This is a genomic window from Streptomyces sp. NPDC088553, from assembly GCF_044752965.1.
Classification (GTDB): domain Bacteria; phylum Actinomycetota; class Actinomycetes; order Streptomycetales; family Streptomycetaceae; genus Streptomyces.
Window position 1 is genome coordinate 849,000 of sequence record NZ_JBIVMG010000002.1, and the last position, 18,049, is coordinate 867,048.

Below are 18,049 nucleotides of genomic sequence, written 5' to 3' on the forward strand. Positions count from 1 at the left end.
CGGCCGGCTACTTCCGCAGCGCGCCGGCGACGAAGGCCCGGGTCCACGGGACGGCCGAGTCGACGGGGATGTACTGCGAGTCCGCCGGGAAGAAGTCCACGACGCCGGCCGCGCCGTAGTTCGCCCAGAAGCAGGTGGTCATCGGGAAGGTGTCGGTGACGTTCTGCCGGCACTTCACGACGAGGCCGCTGCTGGTGGCGGTCCGGGGCTCGCCGGTGAAGTTGCGGCCGTCGTCCGTGGCCTGGTCCACGGACGCGTCGTAGATGCTGTTCAGCGCGGCGGTGGGGTCGGGCACGCTCTCGTACAGGTGGGTCCTGGCGGTGAACATGGGCGCCGACGCCGACATGGTGCCCTTGCGGAGGACGTTGCGCGGGCTGCCGAAGCAGGACACCTCGTCGGCGAGGTCCTGGCTGTCGCCCTCGATCTCCTTGAGGTCGTCGTCTCCGGTGACGCTGATGTCGAGGCCGCTGCCGTAGTGGAAGCCGCCGTCGCCCTCGTCGCAGACGAGTCCTTCCAGTTCGGGCACGGCGATGGCCGTGTAGCGGGTGCCGGGGTCGGCGGCGAGCTTCTCGGTGGCCGGGGCGGCCCCGCCCTCCCCGCCGCCGGTGGAGGTCCGGCCCTCCGACGTCTTCCCGGCCGATGACGGTCCCGTCGAACCCTTGGTGTCCGCGGGTTCGGAGGAGCCGCAGCCCGTCAGCGTCACCGCCACGGACGAGGCCAGAACGACCGAGGCCACAACTGCCCGAAACCTGCTCATGTGCCGACTCCCCCGCGAGGCGCACGTGCCGTTCCGAGGACGGCACTCTGTAGTTGACCGTGAACGTCGACCAAGGTTGTTGATCAAGATCGCGGTGATCCTACGGCGTACCCGAGGGGGGTGCCGCGACACCCCCCTCGGGTCCACGGCACCCCCGGTCACTATTCGGCCAGGGTCACAGGCGCTGCCACAGCGCCGGGACGTTCGGCGGCTGCCAGCCCGCCTGGGCCTGGTGGCCCTGGAGGCAGCGGTAGCTCGCGCCGCCGTAGGTGACGACGTCCCCTGCCGCGTAGACCTTTCCGGCCGTCCAGGTGCCACCCGGCTCCGGCTCGCCCGGCCCGGGGCCCGGGTCGGTGCCGGTGGTCCTCAGCGTCAGCCCGTAGTTCTGGAGCAGCGGATTCAGTGGCTGGAAGAAGGTGGTGCCGCCGCTGGAGCAGTTCCCGGAACCGCCGGATGTGACGCCCTGGGCCTGGCTGCCGGAGATGTACGAGCCGCCGGAGTCGCCGGGCTCGGCACAGACGGTCGTACGGGTCACCCCGGAGATGGTGCCCTCGGGGTAGGTGACGCTCGTGTTGTGCTGCTGCACGGTGCCGCAGTGCCAGCCGGTGGTCGAGCCGGAGCGGCACACGGAGGAGCCGACGGGCTGCAGCACCGAGCCGGTCACCTGGACGCTCGCCCCGCCGGCGCCCTTGACGTACGGGGTGGCGGTCCAGTTGGTGTTGGCGGCGACCCAGGCCATGTCGTTGCCGGGGAAGACCGAGCCCTGGAAGCTGCCCTGCGCCACCTGGTTGAACCCGCTGGTGGTGGTGCCCGCCCGGCCGCAGTGACCGGCGGTGGCGAAGCCCTGGGTGGTGCCCCGCGTCACCGGGAAGCCGACCGAGCAGCGGCCGCCGCCGCCCATGTAGTACGCGTCGCCGCCCCGGATGTCGTACAGCGGGCGGGGTGCCTGGCCGGCGCGGACGACGCGCACCAGCTCGCGCGGCACGCCGGTGGCCCGCACGAGCCGTGCCCCGGCACCCGCCCTGGTCTCCTCCACGACCAGGACGTTGGCGCGGACGTCGACGTAGCGGACGGGCGCGTCGGTGCCCGCGGACCGGTCGAGACGCTGCTTGGCGCGTTCCAGGGCGGTCAGACTGTGCGTCACGAGCCGGGCCCGCGCACCCGTGGCCCGTATCGCGGCGGTGTCGGCGGCGCGGGTGGTGGCCACGGTCAGGGTGCCGGCCTCGGCACCGTCCACCCACGCTCCGGCGAAGGCGCCGCCGAGGCCCTGGCGGAGCCGGGCGGCGGTGGCGCCCGCCTCGGCCTCGTTGGCGAGGCGGGCCCGGGCCTGGGAGTGGGTGAGTCCCAGGTCGCGCCGCATGGCGTCGAGCAGCTCGGGACGGGCGGAGTCGGCGCCGAGTGCCTGGGCGGCGGTCCTGACGGTCGGGGCGCGGTGCGGGTCCCGGGCGTCCGGGGCCGCGGCGGCGGAGCCGGCCTGGAGTCCGGCCAGCGCCATTCCGGCGGCGACGAGGGCGGTACACGCCGCACGGGCGTGTCGTCGGAGCATGGGGAGTCTCCTCGGTTCTCGGATCGCGGTTCGGGGATCTCGGTTCCCCGGTCTCGGATCGCGGTGGGGGATCTGCTGGAACCGTAGGGATCGCGACGAGAGGACGGGAGTTGGCAGTCGGCCCCTGCCACGGCGTTATGCCGGGGGTGCCACCCCGGTGCGCAGCCGGCCCGCGCTGGTCGCCAGCGCCTCGGCGTGGGCGGCCCGGGTGTGGCCGAGGACGGTGGCGGACCGGGAGGCCGCGCGGCCCTCGGGGTGCCAGCCGAGCAGGTGCCGCCACACGAGCGGGGCGCCGGCGAGGGGCCGGGTGACGAGGCCCGGGGTGACGGGGAAGGTGGCCCGGCACAGTCCGACGGCCCGGCCGACCTGCACCAGATGGACACAGGAGGCGGTGTCCGTCTCGTACACACAGGCCGGGGTGAACCCGGCCCGTACGCACGCGGCGGCGAAACAGTCGCCGAAGCAGCCGTCGCCCGGCACGTCGGTCCAGGCCTCCGCCGCCAGTTCGGCCAGGTCGATCTCGGCGCGGGGCGCCAGCGGGTGGTCGGCGGCCAGCATCACGTACACCGGGTCGCGGGCGACCTCGGTCCAGGCCAGTCGGCCCGCCTCGGGCGGACCGCTCTCGCCGCAGACGCCGACGAGGGCGAAGTCCAGGCGGCCGTCGGCGACCCCGCCGGCGATCTCGCGCTCCGACCACGAGATGTACGTGGTGACGGGGGCGCCGGGGTCGTCGCGCGCGATCCGGTCGACCAGGCCGCCGAGCAGCGGCCCGTGGGTGCCGCCGAGCCGGTAGCCCTCCTCCGTCCCGCCCCGGGCGAACCGCACCGCCTCCTCCTGCAGCTCGCGGACGGCGGGCAGCACCACCCGCGCCCGTTCGAGCACCAGGTCACCGAGCGCCGTGGCCCGTACGCCCTCCCGCCCCCGCTCGAACAGGGCGCCGCCCAGGGCCCGTTCGATCCGCTTGAGCTGAGCGCTGAGCGCCGGCTGGGCGAGCCCGAGCGCGGTCGCGGCGCGTGTGAGGCTCCCCGCGTCGGCGATGGCCCGGATCGTCTTGAGGTGCCTCAGCTCCAAGTCCATAGCGAGAGCTTGACGCGCCGACCCGCTGCGGTCCAGACCAAAGCACGGCCCGACTTCCGCCATGTACACGGAACGACGCAGGTCACAGCGGGCGGCGGCTCGTCGGCGGGAACCGCACCGGCGCTCCGATCGTCCTCAGGGGCGAAGGGTGCCGGGGGACGGTCGACCGTCTCGTGGCACCGCACACGCGCGCATGCGGAACGGCGCATGCGGAAAGCAGGGGGTACGGGGTGGCGGTCACGCTCGCGGAGGAGATCATGCTGCTGTCCCTGGACGACGTGTCCGGGGTCGCGAAGGAGCGGCAGACCGCCGCATGGGCGGTCGCGGGTGGCATCCTGCTCGATCTGGTGCTGGCGGGGCGCGTGTCGGTCGACGACGGGCGGCTGCGGGTGACGGACGCGACGCCCACCGAGGTGCCTCTGCTGGACGAGCGGCTGCGGCAGATCGGCGCGTGGTGCGCGAAGAAGGGCAGGGCCCCGAAGGTCACCGAGTGGCTGACCAAGGACCAGTCCAAGGCCGTGAAGGCCACGGTCGAGAGCCTCCGTGAGCGCGGCCTGGTGCGTGAGGAGCGGCAGCGGGTGATGGGCCTCTTCCCCGTCGCCCGCTACCCGGAGGCGGACGGCTCCGTCGAACGCGAGCTGAGGGCGAGACTGCACACGGTCCTCGCCACCGGCCCGACCCACAGCGCCCGCACCACGGGCCTCCTCGCCCTGATCCACGGCGCCAAGCTCCACCGCCTCGCGTTCCCGGACATACCCCGCAAGGAGGTCGCGGCGCGTCTGGAGGAGCTCACGGCCGGCGAGTGGGCCGCGGAGAGCGTGCGCCGGGCGATCCGGGACATGCAGGCCGCGATGCTCGTGGTCACCACGGCCACGGTGGTGGCGGTCACCAGCTGAACGGGCGCGGGGGGTGCTGCTCGACGCGGTGCGGAGTGCGGACCGGGGCAGGCCCCCACGGCCCGCCCCGGTCCGCCACCACTCTCTCTTCCGCCACTCACGTCCCACTCACGTTCCGCTAACGCGGGCGAGGCGGGTGCGGTCCGCCGTGCGCGGCGGCTGCGCTGTGCCCTGCGGCCGCGCTGTGAGCGGCCCGTCGTGTGCCGCGCGGTAGTCTGCTCGCCTTTCCGATCACGTACCCGATTCCTTCAGGGAAGCGAGCGACGCAGATGACCGATCTGAGCCGGATATACGTGGACGAGTGCCTGGGCGGGAACCACGGGCTCGCCGAGGCCGTGGCACGGGCGGAGCTGCCGCCGGCCTTCGAGGAGGCGTGGCGCGCGCATCTGCTGCCCCGTCCCTGGTTCGTCAGCGCGCCCGAGACGGCCGCCTTCGCGCGGGACCTGGAGGGGCTCTTCGAGCTCCTCGTGTCCCTGCCGCTCCGGCTCTTCGACGGGGACGTCGACCGGTACGCGGCCGAGGTCGGGATCGATCCCCCGCTCGCCGCGCTGCTCCGCCGGGGCGGCTCCGGTGTCCCGGCCAAGTTCGGCCGCGCCGACGCCTATCACGACGGCACCGCGTACAAGCTCCTGGAGTTCAACCTCGGCAGCGAGGTCGGTGGCGTGGACATGGCCGTGTTCAACCAAGGGCTGCTGCGGGTGCCCGACTTCGCGGACTTCGCGCGCGTGCACCGGCTCGACCACGTGGACATCGCCGCGCGGACGGCCGCCGTCCTGCGCGACCGCGCCAGGCCGGCGCTGTCCGGGGACGGGGACCCGGTGGTCGGGCTGATCGAGGGGCACGGCGGCATCGCCCCGTACGGAATGCTGATGCGGGCCACGGTCGAGGCGATGGCCGAGCAGGGCATCGACGTGCGGATCGGGGAGATCGCCGACGTCCGCACCCGGCCCGACGGCAAACTCACCCTGGACGGCACCCCGCTGGACCTGGTCCTGCGGAACTTCGCCGCGAGTCAACTGCTCGACGACCCGGCGGGGCCCGACGTGGCGGAACCGTTCTTCCGCGCCCACCAGGCCGGCCGGACCATCCTGTTCACGTCGCTGGAGAGCGGCCTCTACTCGAACAAGAGCGCCCTCGCGCTGCTCACCGACCCCCGCCGGCGCGGGTCGTTCGACGCCGCCGAGCTGGCCCTCGTCGACCGGGTCCTGCCGTGGAGCCGCACGCTCCACTCCGCCGTTCCCGCCGAGCTCGTCGACCTCTGCCGGGAGCGGCGGGAACAGCTCATCCTCAAACCGGGCGCCGGGTACGGCGGGCTGGACACCTTCGTCGGCTGGGAGTGCGCGGACGCGGAGTGGGACAAGGCGGTGCGCGTCGCCGTCGAGCGGGGCGGTTACGTGGCGCAGGAGCGCGTCGTACCGCGCCCGGAGCCGGTGTACGATCCCGCGACCGGCGAGGTCGACGACTGGATCGCGGCGCTCGGCGTCTTCCTCACCGACGAGGGGTACGCGGGCACGCACGCGCGTGCCAACCGCGCCGACGGGGGCGCGATCGTCGGGATGAGCAGCAACCCGGACACCCGGATGGTGGGCGTGTTCTCCCACCCGTGACGCACGGAGGCGGCCATGCGCCGGCACGAGAACCGGCCCCGAGGACACGACCGGCGTCCGGCCCGCCGCACCACGGGACCGGCCCCCGCGCCGCCGGCGAGGCCGACTTCGGTCGCCGGAACTCGTGTCGTGCTGGTCGGTTGCTTCTCCGCGAAGGAGAAGACCTTCGACGCTCTCATGGACTCGGCCGCCACAGAACTGGCCGCGCGCGGCGCGCGGATCGTGGGCCGGTTCGTCCAGCGGCGCGGGATCTCGGACGGCGGGGCCGCGAAGATGGCCCTGCCGTTCTCGTCCCGGACCCTGCTGCGCTCCGGCAAGGTCCGTGAGGTCGCCGCCGCGTGCGAGGAGGCCCGCGCCGACGCGGCGGTGTTCGTGACCCCCCTGACGGAACTGCAGGAGCGCACCCTGACGGCACGGCTGGGATGCCCCGCCCTGAGTCTCGGCGCAGCCCTGGCCGCGAACCGGCCCTCACCGCCGGCTCCGGCCGCGTGATCCGGGCCGTGGCCGTACGGAACCTCAGGCGCCCGCGGCCAGTTCGGCGTCGGCGCGCTCCGTGATCAGGGTCAGCACCCGGCCCGTGACCACCAGGTCCTCGTCCGTGATGCCGGCGTACAGGCGGGCGGAGACCTCGGCGGATTCGGCCGAGGTGACCTCGTACACCTGCCGTCCGGTGTCCGTGAGTCGTACCCGGGCCGGCTCGTCCGGGTCCGTCTCCAGCGCCTTCGCGGCCGTCAGCTCCTCGATCACGCCGGACACGACCGACGCGTCGATCTTCAGGGAACCGGTGACGTCGCCGACGAGCTCGTCACGGCCGATGGACTCGCCCGCGGCCACGACGGCCCGGAGGGTGACGCTCTGGTGGAACGTGATGCCGTGACGGGTCAGGACGCCCTCCAGGCGGGCTCGTGCCGCGTGGTGCGCCAGGGCCAGGACCCGGCCGTCGGCGCGGGGTGCGGTGGTGGTGGTCATGATGGCTCCTCGTCGTTCTCGGTGTGCGGATCCAGAGGTGCGTCGAGCAGGAGCGCCAGTTCCCGGGTGAACTCCTGGGTGCGCGGGCCGGTCCTTCCCCCCAGCGGCGCGAGCAGCTGGTCCAGGAGGCCCTGGACGACCGTGATCGCCCGGCGTGTGACGTCGAGCCCCTGCTCGGTGAGCGACAGCTGCATGGCGCGCGGGTCGTCCGGGTCGCGGGTGCGGTCCAGGAGCCCGGACGCCTCCAGGGCGCGGGCGAGCTTGGAGACGTACAGCGGCTCCATCCCGGTCCGGTCGGCGAGCCCGCGCTGACTGGGCCTCAGGCCGGAGCGCGACATGCCGTACAGCGACGCCATCACCACGTACTGGGCATGGGTCAGACCCAGCGGCGCGACCGCCCGGTCGACGGCCACCCGCCACTTCATCGACAGGCGCCAGACCAGAAATCCCGCCGAGGCGCCGTTGGTTGCTGAACTCACCCTCAATACCGTACATGGCTACTATGTACATGGCTACTATTTTAGCCGGGCACGCGGCCCTACTCGCCGGCGGGCACGGCCCGCGCGCGAGGACTGAGCGTCGCCGCCCCGGCGAGGAGGAGTTCCAGCGCGAACGGGTAGCCGCTGTCGCGCATGTCGGCGGCGAGCAGGGGGAACGTGGCCGCGACGTGCGGGTGGGTGCCGGCCGGCAGTCTGCCGTACACCGCGTGCCAGACCTCCGCCTCCTTCTCCCGCGCGGTGGGCGGCAGGGCGAGCGCCGCCGCGTCCTGGGCGGCGAAGGCGAGGGCCTGGTCGACGAAGGCGTGGTAGATCCGGACCGCGAGGTCGTCCGGGAAGCCGGCCGTACGCAGCACCCCGAGGATGCTCTCGACCACCCGGGTCTCGTGGGTGCGCCCCGTGGTCCGGTGCGCCGCGAGAAGCGCGGCCTGCGGATGGGCCTGGTAGCGGGCGTGGAGGCGGAACCCGATCGAGCGGAGGTCCGCGCGCCAGTCACCGGTGGCCGTCCAGCCCTCCTGGGCCCGGCCGATGAGCTCGTCCGCGAGGGCGAGGAGCAGGGCGTCGGTGTTGCGGAAGTAGCGGTAGAGGGCGGTGGGGTCGGCGCCGAGCGCGGCACCGAGTCTCCGTACGGAGAGCGCCGCCGCGCCGTGCTGCTCGACCAGCCGCAGGGCGGTCTCGACGATGAGCCGTTCCGAGAGGACGGCGCCCTGTTTGGTGGGGCGGCGTCGCTGTCGGCTGCCTTCGGGAACCACGCGTTCGACCATGCCAGGACCTTATGTCAACGCCATTGACGTGTATACGGCGGTACGGATTGCATGGCGTCGGCACCCGTCCTCGCACGCCCCCAGGAGCACCCCCATGACCTCGGCCGATCTGGTCTTCACCGGCGGACCCGTCTTCACGGTCGACCCGGCCCGCACCCGGGCGAGCGCGCTCGCGGTCACCGGCGACCGCGTCGTCGCCGTCGGCCACGACGAGGTGCGGGAGCTCGTCGGACCCCGGACCGAGGTCGTCGACCTGAGCGGGAAGCTGCTGCTCCCTGGGTTCCAGGACGCCCATGTCCACGCGGTGTACGGCGGTTCGGAACTGGCCGAGTGCGATCTGACGGGCACGGTCGGCGTCCCGGAGTACCTCGGCCGGGTCCGGGCGTACGCCGACGCGCACCCGGACCACGCGTGGATCACCGGCGGCGGCTGGTCGATGGAGAGCTTCGCGGGCGGACTGCCCACCCGGCAGCTGCTCGACTCCGTCGTCCCGGACCGGCCGGTCCTGCTGTCCAACCGGGACCACCACGGCGCCTGGGCGAACACGAGGGCCCTCGAACTCGCCGGGATCACCGCCCGCACCCCGGACCCCGACGACGGCCGCATCGAGCGCGAGCCGGACGGTACGCCCAGCGGCATGCTCCAGGAGGGCGCCATGACGCTGGTGTCGCGCCTCGTACCGGCGAGCACGCCGGCGGACCGTCTCGCGGGGCTCCTCCGCGCGCAGGAGCTGCTGCACTCCCTCGGCGTCACCGGCTGGCAGGACGCGCTCCTGGGCGCGTTCAGCGGCCGGGCCGATCCCTCGGACGCCTACGCGACCGCCGCACGCGACGGCTCGCTGACCGCCCGGGTGACCGGGGCGCTCTGGTGGGACCGGCGGCGCGGGTCCGAGCAGATCACCGAACTGGTGTCGCTGCGGGAGAAGTTGAGTCACGGCCGGTTCCGGGCGACCTCGGTGAAGATCATGCAGGACGGCATCGCGGAGAACTTCACCGCCGCCATGACCTCCCCCTACCTGGACGGCTGCGGCTGCGCCACCGCCAACAGCGGACTCAGTTTCGTGGACCCCGGGGCGCTGCGCGGGTACGTGGCGGAGCTCGACGCCCTCGACTTCCAGGTCCACTTCCACGCCCTCGGCGACCGGGCCGTCCGCGAGGCCCTGGACGCGCTGGAGGCCGCGGTCGCCGCCAACGGGCGCCGCGGCAACCGCCACCACCTGGCCCATCTCCAGGTCGTCCACCCGGACGACCTCCCCCGGTTCGCCGCGCTCGGCGCCCTGGCCAACATCCAGCCGCTCTGGGCGGCCCACGAGCCGCAGATGGACGAACTCACCATCCCGTTCCTGGGGCCCGAACGCACCGCCTGGCAATACCCGTTCGGCGATCTGGTGCGGGCCGGGGCCACCCTCGTCGCGGGCAGCGACTGGCCGGTGAGCAGCCCCGACCCGCTCGCGGGCATCCACGTCGCCGTGAACCGCCGGGAGCCCGGCACCACCGACGACCGCGTCTTCCTGCCGGAGCAGCGCCTCGACCTGCCCACGGCCCTCGCCGCGTACACCGCCGGCTCCGCCCACGCGAACGGCCACGACGACGCGGGCAGCCTCCGCCCCGGGAACCTCGCCGACCTCGTGGTCCTGGACCGCGACATCCTGACCGGGCCGCCGGAGGAGATCGCCGGGGCGCGGGTGGAACGCACGTACGTGGGCGGCCGTCTCGTGTACGCGCGCTGAGCGGGGCGGTTGACCGGAGCGGCCGCCGGTCAGTCCCGAAGATGCCCGATCACGGAGCGCACGGCCCGCTCCGCGCACGCGCGGGACTCCTCGGTGGGGTCGACCAGTTCGAAGCTGTGGCGACCGTGCGGAACGTCGACGATCTCGACGTCGGCCCCGTTCTTCCCTGCGGCGGTCAGGAACTCTTCGACCGTCGCCGCGAAGGCCGAATGCTCCCGTCCGGCCCGGGTCAGGACGATCGGCGGGCCGTCCGCCGTGCCCACGGCTTCGGCGGGCCGGAAGCGGGAATCCACGGCGCCCCGGCCGGGGAGCGGTGCCAGAACGGGGTAGCTCGCCGCCGGGCAGCGCAGCCACGGCCGGCCAGTCCGCCGTGAGGAGCCCGCCCACGAAGAGGAATCCGGAGCGCGATCCGGTCCCCGTCGACGCGCGGGTCGGCGCGCTCCACCACCAGCTCTCCGTCGCCCTGCACGTCCAGGTCGAGGCCCGGGCCGGCTGACCCTTCCCGCATGGTGGGCAGCCGGGCGTCCACGTGGTGGGCGGCGGGGTGGCGGATGTCTGCCGATGCCTCGAATCGCCGCAGGTCAGAGCGGTGGATACGGGACGTCAGGTGGCGCAATACTGCCGCAACACCATCCGGCGCGGCCCGCCGCTACGTTCCTTGCCATGCCCGCCGAACCCGCTTCCGCCGCCCGTCCCGTCGCCGCCGCCCGCCGTCTGCGGCTGCGTGCGGACCGGGCGCGGCAGCTCGCCGATCTGCTGCGCCATCAGATCCTGGCAGGCGGCTTCCCCGGCGGGATCCTTCCGCTGGAGGACGTGATCGCGGCCGACTACCGGGCCAGCCGGAACACCGTCCGGCAGGCGCTCGACCTGCTGCGCGGCGAGCAGATCGTCGAACGGCAGCCAAGGGTCGGCACAGTGGTGGTGTGCGAGAAGTACCCGCACGGCCTGGACCGGCTCCAGGGGCTCGCCGAGACCCTGCGCGAGCACGGGCAGGTCACCAACGAGGTCCGGACGATGGGCCCGGTCGGCGCTCCGGGGCCGGTGGCCCACCGCCTCGGGCTGCCGGAGCACACCGACGTGCTCTGCATCGAGCGGCTGCGCCGCCTCAACGGACTGCCGCTCTCCCTCGACCTGTCCTACCTCCCGATGGACGTCGGCGGCGAACTCCTCGGCTGCGACCTGGAGAACACGGATGTGTTCCGGCTCCTGGAGCAGCTGACCGGAGGCCCGCTCGGGCACGCGGAGATCACCCTGGAGGCCGTCAACGCCGACGCGCACTCCGCCGCCGTGCTCCAGGCCCCGCGCGGGGCCGCCGTCCTGATGCTGGAGCGGCTGACCTGTCTGCCCGACGGGCGGCCGGTGGACCTGGAGTTCATCCGGTTCCGCGGCGACCGCATCACCATGGGCGGCGTCCTGCGCCGCTCCCTCTGATCACCTCCCTCCCCCGGCCGGTTCGGCCTCTCCCGCTCCTCCCCTTCCTGCCGACCCCTTTCCTGGAGACAGCCATGCCTCTGGTCCCCCAGCGCGCCGACGTGCCCGTGACCATCGACGAGTCGAAGTGCATCGACGGATGCACGCTGTGCGTCGACATGTGTCCGCTGGACTCGCTCGCGATCCGCGAGGAGGACGGCAAGGCGTACATGCACGTGGACGAGTGCTGGTACTGCGGCCCCTGCGCCGCCCGCTGCCCCACCGGCGCGGTCACCGTCAACATGCCCTATCTGCTCCGGTGAAAGGCCGAACACCCATGTCCCGAGGAAGACTTCCTCTGCTCCACCGGGGAGCCGGCCGGCTCGCCCTCCCCCTCGCTCTCATCCTGCCCCTCGCCACCGCCTGCGGCGGCGCAGAGGCCGGAGGCCCGTCCGACGGGAAGACGGTCACGGTGACCGTCGGCTACCAGTCGAAGACCATCAACACCGTCACCGCCGGCACGCTGCTGCGTTCCCTCGGCTACTTCGAGCAGGAGCTCGCGGACCGGGGCCGGAAGGACGGCCTCACCTACCGGGTGGTGTGGCAGGACTACGCGACCGGGGCACCGATCACGGCGCAGATGACGGCGGGAAAGATCGACATCGGTTCGATGGGCGACTTCCCGCTGCTGATCAACGCGGCACGCGGGAAGCAGCTCAAGGAGCCGACGCGACTCGTGGCGGTCACCGGATACAACCTGCGCGGCGGCCTCAACACCGTGGTCACCGCGCCTGGTTCGCCGCTCGGGTCGCTCGCGGACCTGAAGGGCCGCAAGGTGTCCACCAGTGTCGGCTCGGCCGCCGACGGCACGCTCGTACGGGCGCTGCGACGGGCCGGGCTCGACCCCGCGAAGGACGTCCGCAAGCTCAACCAGCAGCCGAGCGTGGGGGCTTCGGCCCTGGCGGCCGGAAGCGTCGACGCCCTGTCCCAGTTCGTCGCCTGGCCGGGTCTCCTCGCCTTCCAGGGCAAGGCGACGGCTCTGTACGACGGCGCCGAGCTGAACCTGCCGACCTTCCACGGGGTCACCGTCCGCGAGGAGTTCGCCCAGCGCCGTCCGGACGTCCTCGACGCCTTCCTGCGAGCGCAGAACCGCGCCACGGATCATCTGCGGAAGCAGCCGGTCGCCGCTGCCGAGACGGTCGCGAAGGAGACCGGGCTGCCCGCCGAGGTGGTCTACCTCTACAACGGCGCCCAGGGCATCGCGACCTTCGACCCGGCGCTCCGCCCGGAGTTGATCGCCGCGCTGAAGGAGGACGTGCCGGTCCTCAAGGAGGCCGGTCTGGTGACGGACGTCGACGTGGAGGCGTTCGTCGACCCGGCGCCGCTGCGCCGGGCGGTGCCGGACCTCGCGTTTCCGAAGGCGGCCGGTCCGAAGTCCGAGCTGTGGCTGAAGGGCCAGAGCTCGATCCGTACCTTCGACAGCCCCGCCGCGCTCCTCAAGGCCGTCAGGGGTGCGTCCGTGCGGGCCGCCTACGTGCCGGACGCGGTGACGGGGACGCTGTGGTTCGCGGACCGTGCGGTGTGGGTCGCGGACGGCGCCGCGTGGCGGGCCTTCGTCACCCGCTCGGCCGCCGAACGGTACGTCTCCGGGCACGCCGGGGCGCGCGTCGTCCCGTACGCGGACGCCGTGAGGCTCGCGTCATGAGTGCGGGAAGCCGCCGGACCGGGGCCACGAGCGCCGGTCGCCGGCTGGTCCGGGTGGCCTCGCCGCTCGCGGCCCTCGGGCTCTGGCAACTGCTGACCTCCTACGACGTCGATCTGTGGCTGCGGTTCGAGCAGTTCCCCACGGTCGTCGAGGTCGCCTCCGCCCTCGGGGACCGGATCGGCACCGAGGCGTACTGGCAGGACCTCGGCCACAGTCTGCGCCGGATCGCGGTCGGCTTCCTCCTCGCCGCCGTCCTCGGGGTGGCGGCCGGGACCGCCGTGGCCCGGTCCCGGTGGGCCGCTGACATCCTGGGCCCGCTGGTCGAGGTGGTACGGCCGATCCCGGCCATCGCCCTGGTGCCTGTGGCGATCCTGCTGCTCCCCACCAACGAGCAGGGCATCGTCTTCATCACCTGCGCCGCGGCCCTCTTCCCCGTCCTCGTGTCGACCCGGCACGCCGTACGGGCCCTGAACCCGGTGTGGGAGGAGGCGGTGCTCACCCTCGGCGGGAGCCGGGCGCGGGTGCTGTTCTCGGTGGTGCTGCCGGGCGCCCTGCCGGGGATCTTCGGCGGTCTCTCGGTGGGCATCGGCGTCTCGTGGATCTGTGTGATCTCGGCGGAGATGATCTCCGGCGAGTACGGGGTGGGCTACCGCACCTGGCAGGACTACACGGTCGTCGACTACCCCGGAGTCTTCGTCGGCATGGCCACGATCGGCGCCCTGGGCTGGCTCACCTCCACCGCGGTCGAGGCACTGGGCCGCCGGGTCACGGCGTGGCTTCCGCGCCCGGCCGACCGGTTCCCGGCGGGCGGCCCCGCCCGCGCGGCGAGCACGCCCGCACCCACCGCTCCCGCGTCCGCGTCCGCCTCCCCTGTCCGTCGCCCCGAGAAGGAGCCGGTTCCATGAGCACCGTGAGCCCGTCCGCCGTGTCCGCGAAGCCGCCCGTGCCGACGGCGCCGACGGCCTCCGCCGGTGCGGAACTCGCCCTGCACGGCGTCCGTCTCGGCCATCCCGACGGGGTCGCCGTGCCCGGCCCCGTGGACCTGCGGATCGCCCCCGGCGAACTGCTGACCGTGGTCGGCCCGTCGGGCTGCGGCAAGACCACCCTCCTGCGCACGCTCGCCGGTCTGCTGCCCCCGCTGGAGGGGCGGGTCACCCAGGACGGGGAGCCGGTCCGCCGGCCGGGCGCCGACCGTGCCCTGGTCTTCCAGCACGACGCGCTGCTGCCCTGGCGTTCGGTCCGCGCCAATGTCGAACTGCCCCTCGCCATCCGGCGGGTGCCCCGCGCCGAGCGGCGCCGCTCGGCCGAGGATTGGCTGGAGCGGGTCGGGCTCGGCGGGCACGCGCGCAAGCTCCCGCACCAGCTGTCCGGCGGGCAACGGCAGCGCGTCCAGCTGGCCCGCGCCCTCGCGGCCCGCCCCCGGGCCGTCCTGATGGACGAGCCGTTCGGCGCGCTCGACGCCCACACCCGCGCCGGGATGCAGGATCTCCTGGTGGAGATCCTGCACGGCACGGGCGCGACCGTCGTCTTCGTCACCCATGACGTCGACGAGGCGATCCATCTCGGCGACCGGGTCGCCCTGTTCGCGACCGGCGACGTCCTGGACGTACCGCGTCCGCGCGCGCGTGACGCCCGGCGGGCGCCGGACACGGCCGCGCTGCGCCGCCGTGTCCTCGACTCCCTCTGACGCGCGTCCACGAACCCGCGGCCCCGCGCAGCATCCCCGAATCCTCGAAAGGCGCCCCATGGACAGCCCCGTCGTCCCCCTGACCGTGCCCGATCTCGCCGACGCGACCGAGCTGTCCTGCGACGTGCTCGTCATCGGCGGCGGCACCGCCGGCACGATGGCCGCGCTGACCGCCGCCGAGCGCGGGGCGAACGTCCTGCTCCTGGAGAAGGCGCACGTCCGGCACTCGGGCGCTCTCGCCATGGGCATGGACGGCGTCAACAACGCGGTGGTGCCGGGCCGAGCCGAGCCGGACGACTACGTCGCCGAGATCACCCGCGCCAACGACGGTCTGGTGGACCAGTCGACGGTCCGGCAGACGGCGACCCGGGGCTTCGGCATGGTCCAGCGCCTGGAGTCGTACGGGGTGAAGTTCGAGAAGGACGAGCACGGCGAGTACGCGGTCCGGCAGGTGCACCGGTCCGGTTCGTACGTGCTGCCGATGCCGGAGGGCAAGGACGTCAAGAAGGTCCTCTACCGGCAGTTGCGGCGGCGCGAGATGCGGGAGCGCATCCGGATCGAGAACCGGGTGATGCCGGTCCGCGTCCTCACCCACCCCGAGGACGGCAGGGCGGTCGGCGCGGCCGCGTTCAACACCCGCACGGGCGAGTTCGTCGTCGTCCGGGCAGGAGCCGTGATCCTGGCCACCGGCCCCTGCGGTCGCCTCGGCCTGCCCGCCTCCGGCTATCTGTACGGCACGTACGAGAACCCGACGAACGCCGGCGACGGGTACGCCATGGCGTACCACGCGGGTGCGGCGCTCACCGGGATCGAGTGCTTCCAGATCAACCCCCTGATCAAGGACTACAACGGCCCCGCCTGCGCGTATGTCGCCAATCCCTTCGGCGGCTACCAGGTGAACCGGCACGGCGAGCGGTTCGTGGAATCCGACTACTGGTCGGGGCAGATGATGGCGGAGTTCGCGTCCGAACTCGCCTCGGACCGGGCCCCGGTGTACCTGAAGCTGAGCCATCTCCCCGAGGAGACCATCGGCGCCGTCGAGTCCATCCTGCACACCACGGAGCGGCCCACGCGCGGCACCTTCCACGAGGGCCGCGGGCACGACTACCGGACCCACGACATCGAGATGCACATCTCGGAGATCGGCCTGTGCGGCGGTCATTCGGCGTCGGGGGTACGGGTGGACTCCCACGCCCGGACGACCGTGCCGCGCCTGTACGCGGCCGGCGACCTGGCCTCCGTACCGCACAACTACATGATCGGCGCGTTCGTCTTCGGTGATCTGGCGGGTGAGGACGCCTCCCGGTACTCCGCTTACGAGGGGGAGTTGGACCACGAGCAGCTCGCGGCCGCCCATGACCTCGTCTACCGGCCGCTGCGGCATCCGGAGGGTCCGCCGCAGCCCCAGGTGGAGTACAAGCTGCGGCGGTTCGTCAACGACTACGTGGCGCCGCCGAAGACCGGCGCGAAACTCTCCCTGGCCGTCGAGGCGTTCGACCGCGTGTCGGAGGAGATCGCCGGGATGGGGGCGCGTACGGCCCATGAGCTGATGCGGTGCGCGGAGGTGTCGTTCATCCGGGACTGCGCCGAGATGGCCGCGCGGGCCTCGCTCGCCCGCACCGAGTCCCGCTGGGGTCTCTACCACGAGCGGCTCGACCACCCGGAGCGGGACGACGCCGGCTGGCTCCACCACCTCGATCTGCGCAAGTCCCCCTCGGGGGCGATGGAGTTCACGGCACGTCCGGTGGAGCCCTATCTGGTGCCGGTGCCCGAGTTCGCGCCGCCGGGTGGTCCCGAGCGGCACCTCGGCGAGTTGGAGCTCGTCCCCGTCGCCACGGCCGGCCCCCGGGACACGGCCCCGGCGGCCCGTCCGCACACGGCAGCCCCGGCCCCGGTCGAGGCCCCTGCGGTCGCCTCGCCCCATCCCCGGCTGCTCCAACTCCTCTCCCTCGTCGAGGAGTCCCCCGATCTCGACGCGCTCGACCCCTACCTGGACGACGAGGATCCGGCCGTACGGGCCGCCGCCGTCACGGCTCTCGGCGAGACCGCGCCGGCCGGTACGGGCCCCGTACTCGCCGCCCGGCTGCGCGACGGATCGCCGCTCGTCCGGGCCGCCGCGTCGGCCGCCCTGCGCGAGCTGGTCGAGGTGCTGCCCGCCGAGCCGGAGCTCGCCGCCGCTCTGCGGGAGGCGCTCGCCGTGCCGGACGCCGCCGTGCGGTCCGCCGCGCTGGAGGTCCTGCGGGCGCTCCGGCTCGGGGACGCCGGTCTGTACGGCGGGGCGCTCGCCGACACGACCGTCGAGGTACGCGTACAGGCCGTCCGGGCCCTGGTCTCGGTGGACGCCGTCGCGGAACTGACGGTGGCGGCCGCCGACCCGGCCCGTGAGGTCCGGGTGGCGGTGGCCCGGGGTCTGGCAGCCGTACGGAATCCGGCCCCCGAGCCGCTCGGGCCGCTGCTCGACGACCCCGACCCGCTGGTCCGGGGCGCGGCGCTCGCCGCCCTGGCCGGAACCGGCTGCCCGGCCGGTTACGCCACGCGGGCCGAAGCCGCCCTCGGCGATCCGGCCTGGCAGGTCCGCTCGGGCGCCGCGACCGCGCTGCGGGCCGCCCCGGCCGACCCGGCCGTCCCCGCGCTCGCGAAGGCGCTCGCCGACGCGAACGCGGACGTCCGGAAGGCCGCCGTCCTGTCGCTCCTCGTCCACCGGGCCGACCCTGAGGCCCGTGCGGCACTCGCCGGGGCGTCGGACGACCCCGACGCGGACGTACGCGCCTACGCGGCCCGCGCCGCGCGCTGAGCCGGGGGCGGGGTCCGGGGGACGGCCGCCGTGTGGAGGTGCTGGGCGCGCGGCCGGCCGGGCGGGGCGGCGGGCAGCGTCGCGGTGAGGGGAAAGCCGCAGGCGAGGGCGGTCCGGCACGAGCCCTCGTTGCCGACGGCGTGCACGAGTTCCGGGGTGCGCCCGGCGAAGGGGCCGTCCTCGTCCGCGACCCAGCGGGCGACGCGGGTCAGTGCCCGGGAGGCGATCCGGCGCCCGCGGGCCTGCGGCGCGGTCCAGTAGCCGACGCGTACGGCCGCCGCTCCCTCACCGGTGACGGCGATGTGGCCGAGCGGCGCCGTGCCGCCCACCGCCGTGGTCTCGACGATCGCGAAGGCCGCCCGGGTCCCGGCGGACCAGCCCGCGTTCTGGGCGTCCACCCACGCGCGTGCCTGCCGGGTGGTGTCCAGGTGGGTGGCGAGCCAGGCGCGCAACTGGGGGTCACGGTGATGGCGTACGAGCGGCTCGACGTCCTCGTACGTCCAGGGCCGCAGCAGGAGCGACGGCGTGGAGGAGGCCGTTCGGTTCCCGGGGGTTTCACGGAGTGAGGGCTGCGTGCTGCTCATGACCGGACGGTACCGCCCGCTGTCCGC

General features: G+C 73.8%; 17 protein-coding genes and 1 pseudogene. 10 read left to right on the top strand and 8 right to left on the bottom strand.

The annotated features are described in order from the left end of the window. Window positions 1-7: 7 nt before the first annotated feature. The 3 genes from ACIP8Z_RS08740 to ACIP8Z_RS08750 all read right to left on the bottom strand — a co-directional run bounded on the left by ACIP8Z_RS08740 (window position 8) and on the right by ACIP8Z_RS08750 (window position 3,380). Window positions 8-757: a hypothetical protein gene (locus tag ACIP8Z_RS08740; RefSeq protein WP_402080496.1), complete on the bottom strand. Its 750-nt coding sequence runs from the start codon at window positions 755-757 to the stop codon at window positions 8-10. A 175-nt stretch (window positions 758-932) separates the two neighbouring features. After that, window positions 933-2,303, bottom strand: coding sequence for a carbohydrate-binding protein (locus ACIP8Z_RS08745; RefSeq protein ID WP_402080498.1), 1,371 nt, complete (start codon window positions 2,301-2,303; stop codon window positions 933-935). Between the two features lie 135 nt (window positions 2,304-2,438). Next, entirely contained in the window at window positions 2,439-3,380 is a 942-nt protein-coding gene (locus ACIP8Z_RS08750; RefSeq protein WP_402080500.1) for a LysR substrate-binding domain-containing protein, read from the bottom strand. A 230-nt stretch (window positions 3,381-3,610) separates the two neighbouring features. Between ACIP8Z_RS08750 and ACIP8Z_RS08755 the strand changes: the two genes are divergently transcribed. The 3 genes from ACIP8Z_RS08755 (at window position 3,611) to ACIP8Z_RS08765 (ending at window position 6,375) form a co-directional block, all read left to right on the top strand. Continuing rightward, entirely contained in the window at window positions 3,611-4,276 is a 666-nt protein-coding gene (locus tag ACIP8Z_RS08755) for a GPP34 family phosphoprotein (protein WP_402080503.1), read from the top strand. 269 nt (window positions 4,277-4,545) lie between these two features. Next, complete coding sequence (locus ACIP8Z_RS08760) at window positions 4,546-5,883, top strand: hypothetical protein (protein ID WP_402080506.1); 1,338 nt, start codon at window positions 4,546-4,548, stop codon at window positions 5,881-5,883. 129 nt (window positions 5,884-6,012) lie between these two features. Continuing rightward, window positions 6,013-6,375, top strand: coding sequence for a hypothetical protein (locus ACIP8Z_RS08765; protein WP_402080509.1), 363 nt, complete (start codon window positions 6,013-6,015; stop codon window positions 6,373-6,375). Window positions 6,376-6,399: 24 nt separating this feature from the next. On the opposite strand, the gene ACIP8Z_RS08770 is transcribed toward ACIP8Z_RS08765, so the two are convergent. From ACIP8Z_RS08770 to ACIP8Z_RS08780, 3 genes are read right to left on the bottom strand one after another with little or no spacing between them, the layout of a single operon-like run. Further along, a complete protein-coding gene (locus ACIP8Z_RS08770; RefSeq protein ID WP_402080511.1) occupies window positions 6,400-6,852 on the bottom strand; it encodes a MarR family transcriptional regulator in 453 nt (150 codons plus the stop codon). Further along, window positions 6,849-7,331, bottom strand: a complete 483-nt coding sequence (locus tag ACIP8Z_RS08775; RefSeq protein WP_319314338.1) for a MarR family transcriptional regulator — start codon at window positions 7,329-7,331, stop codon at window positions 6,849-6,851. The genes ACIP8Z_RS08770 and ACIP8Z_RS08775 overlap by 4 nt, the downstream gene beginning before the upstream one ends. A gap of 59 nt (window positions 7,332-7,390) precedes the next feature. Then, a complete protein-coding gene (locus ACIP8Z_RS08780; RefSeq protein ID WP_402080513.1) occupies window positions 7,391-8,113 on the bottom strand; it encodes a TetR/AcrR family transcriptional regulator in 723 nt (240 codons plus the stop codon). A 94-nt stretch (window positions 8,114-8,207) separates the two neighbouring features. On the opposite strand from ACIP8Z_RS08780, the gene ACIP8Z_RS08785 reads away from it, so the two are divergent. After that, the gene (locus ACIP8Z_RS08785) at window positions 8,208-9,842 is read left to right on the top strand and encodes an amidohydrolase (RefSeq protein ID WP_402080516.1); all 1,635 of its coding nucleotides are present in this window, start codon (window positions 8,208-8,210) and stop codon (window positions 9,840-9,842) included. A gap of 29 nt (window positions 9,843-9,871) precedes the next feature. Here ACIP8Z_RS08785 and ACIP8Z_RS08790 read toward each other — a convergent pair. Further along, window positions 9,872-10,281 (bottom strand): annotated as a pseudogene (locus ACIP8Z_RS08790) (alpha/beta hydrolase); the annotation flags it as partial. A gap of 224 nt (window positions 10,282-10,505) precedes the next feature. Here ACIP8Z_RS08790 and ACIP8Z_RS08795 point away from each other — a divergent pair. From ACIP8Z_RS08795 to ACIP8Z_RS08820, 6 genes are all read left to right on the top strand, one after another. Continuing rightward, a complete protein-coding gene (locus ACIP8Z_RS08795; protein ID WP_402080519.1) occupies window positions 10,506-11,273 on the top strand; it encodes a GntR family transcriptional regulator in 768 nt (255 codons plus the stop codon). 74 nt (window positions 11,274-11,347) lie between these two features. Next, window positions 11,348-11,575, top strand: a complete 228-nt coding sequence (locus tag ACIP8Z_RS08800; protein WP_030313017.1) for a ferredoxin family protein — start codon at window positions 11,348-11,350, stop codon at window positions 11,573-11,575. 14 nt (window positions 11,576-11,589) lie between these two features. Continuing rightward, window positions 11,590-12,957, top strand: a complete 1,368-nt coding sequence (locus ACIP8Z_RS08805) for an ABC transporter substrate-binding protein (RefSeq protein ID WP_402080522.1) — start codon at window positions 11,590-11,592, stop codon at window positions 12,955-12,957. Further along, entirely contained in the window at window positions 12,954-13,862 is a 909-nt protein-coding gene (locus ACIP8Z_RS08810; RefSeq protein WP_402080525.1) for an ABC transporter permease, read from the top strand. The genes ACIP8Z_RS08805 and ACIP8Z_RS08810 overlap by 4 nt, the downstream gene beginning before the upstream one ends. Then, a complete protein-coding gene (locus tag ACIP8Z_RS08815; protein WP_402080527.1) occupies window positions 13,859-14,644 on the top strand; it encodes an ABC transporter ATP-binding protein in 786 nt (261 codons plus the stop codon). Before ACIP8Z_RS08810 ends, ACIP8Z_RS08815 begins: the two co-directional genes overlap by 4 nt. Before the next feature lie 58 nt (window positions 14,645-14,702). Beyond that, complete coding sequence (locus ACIP8Z_RS08820; protein WP_402080529.1) at window positions 14,703-17,438, top strand: fumarate reductase/succinate dehydrogenase flavoprotein subunit; 2,736 nt, start codon at window positions 14,703-14,705, stop codon at window positions 17,436-17,438. Here ACIP8Z_RS08820 and ACIP8Z_RS08825 read toward each other — a convergent pair. Beyond that, complete coding sequence (locus ACIP8Z_RS08825; RefSeq protein WP_402080532.1) at window positions 17,414-18,022, bottom strand: GNAT family N-acetyltransferase; 609 nt, start codon at window positions 18,020-18,022, stop codon at window positions 17,414-17,416. The genes ACIP8Z_RS08820 and ACIP8Z_RS08825 overlap by 25 nt on opposite strands. Window positions 18,023-18,049: the final 27 nt, after the last annotated feature.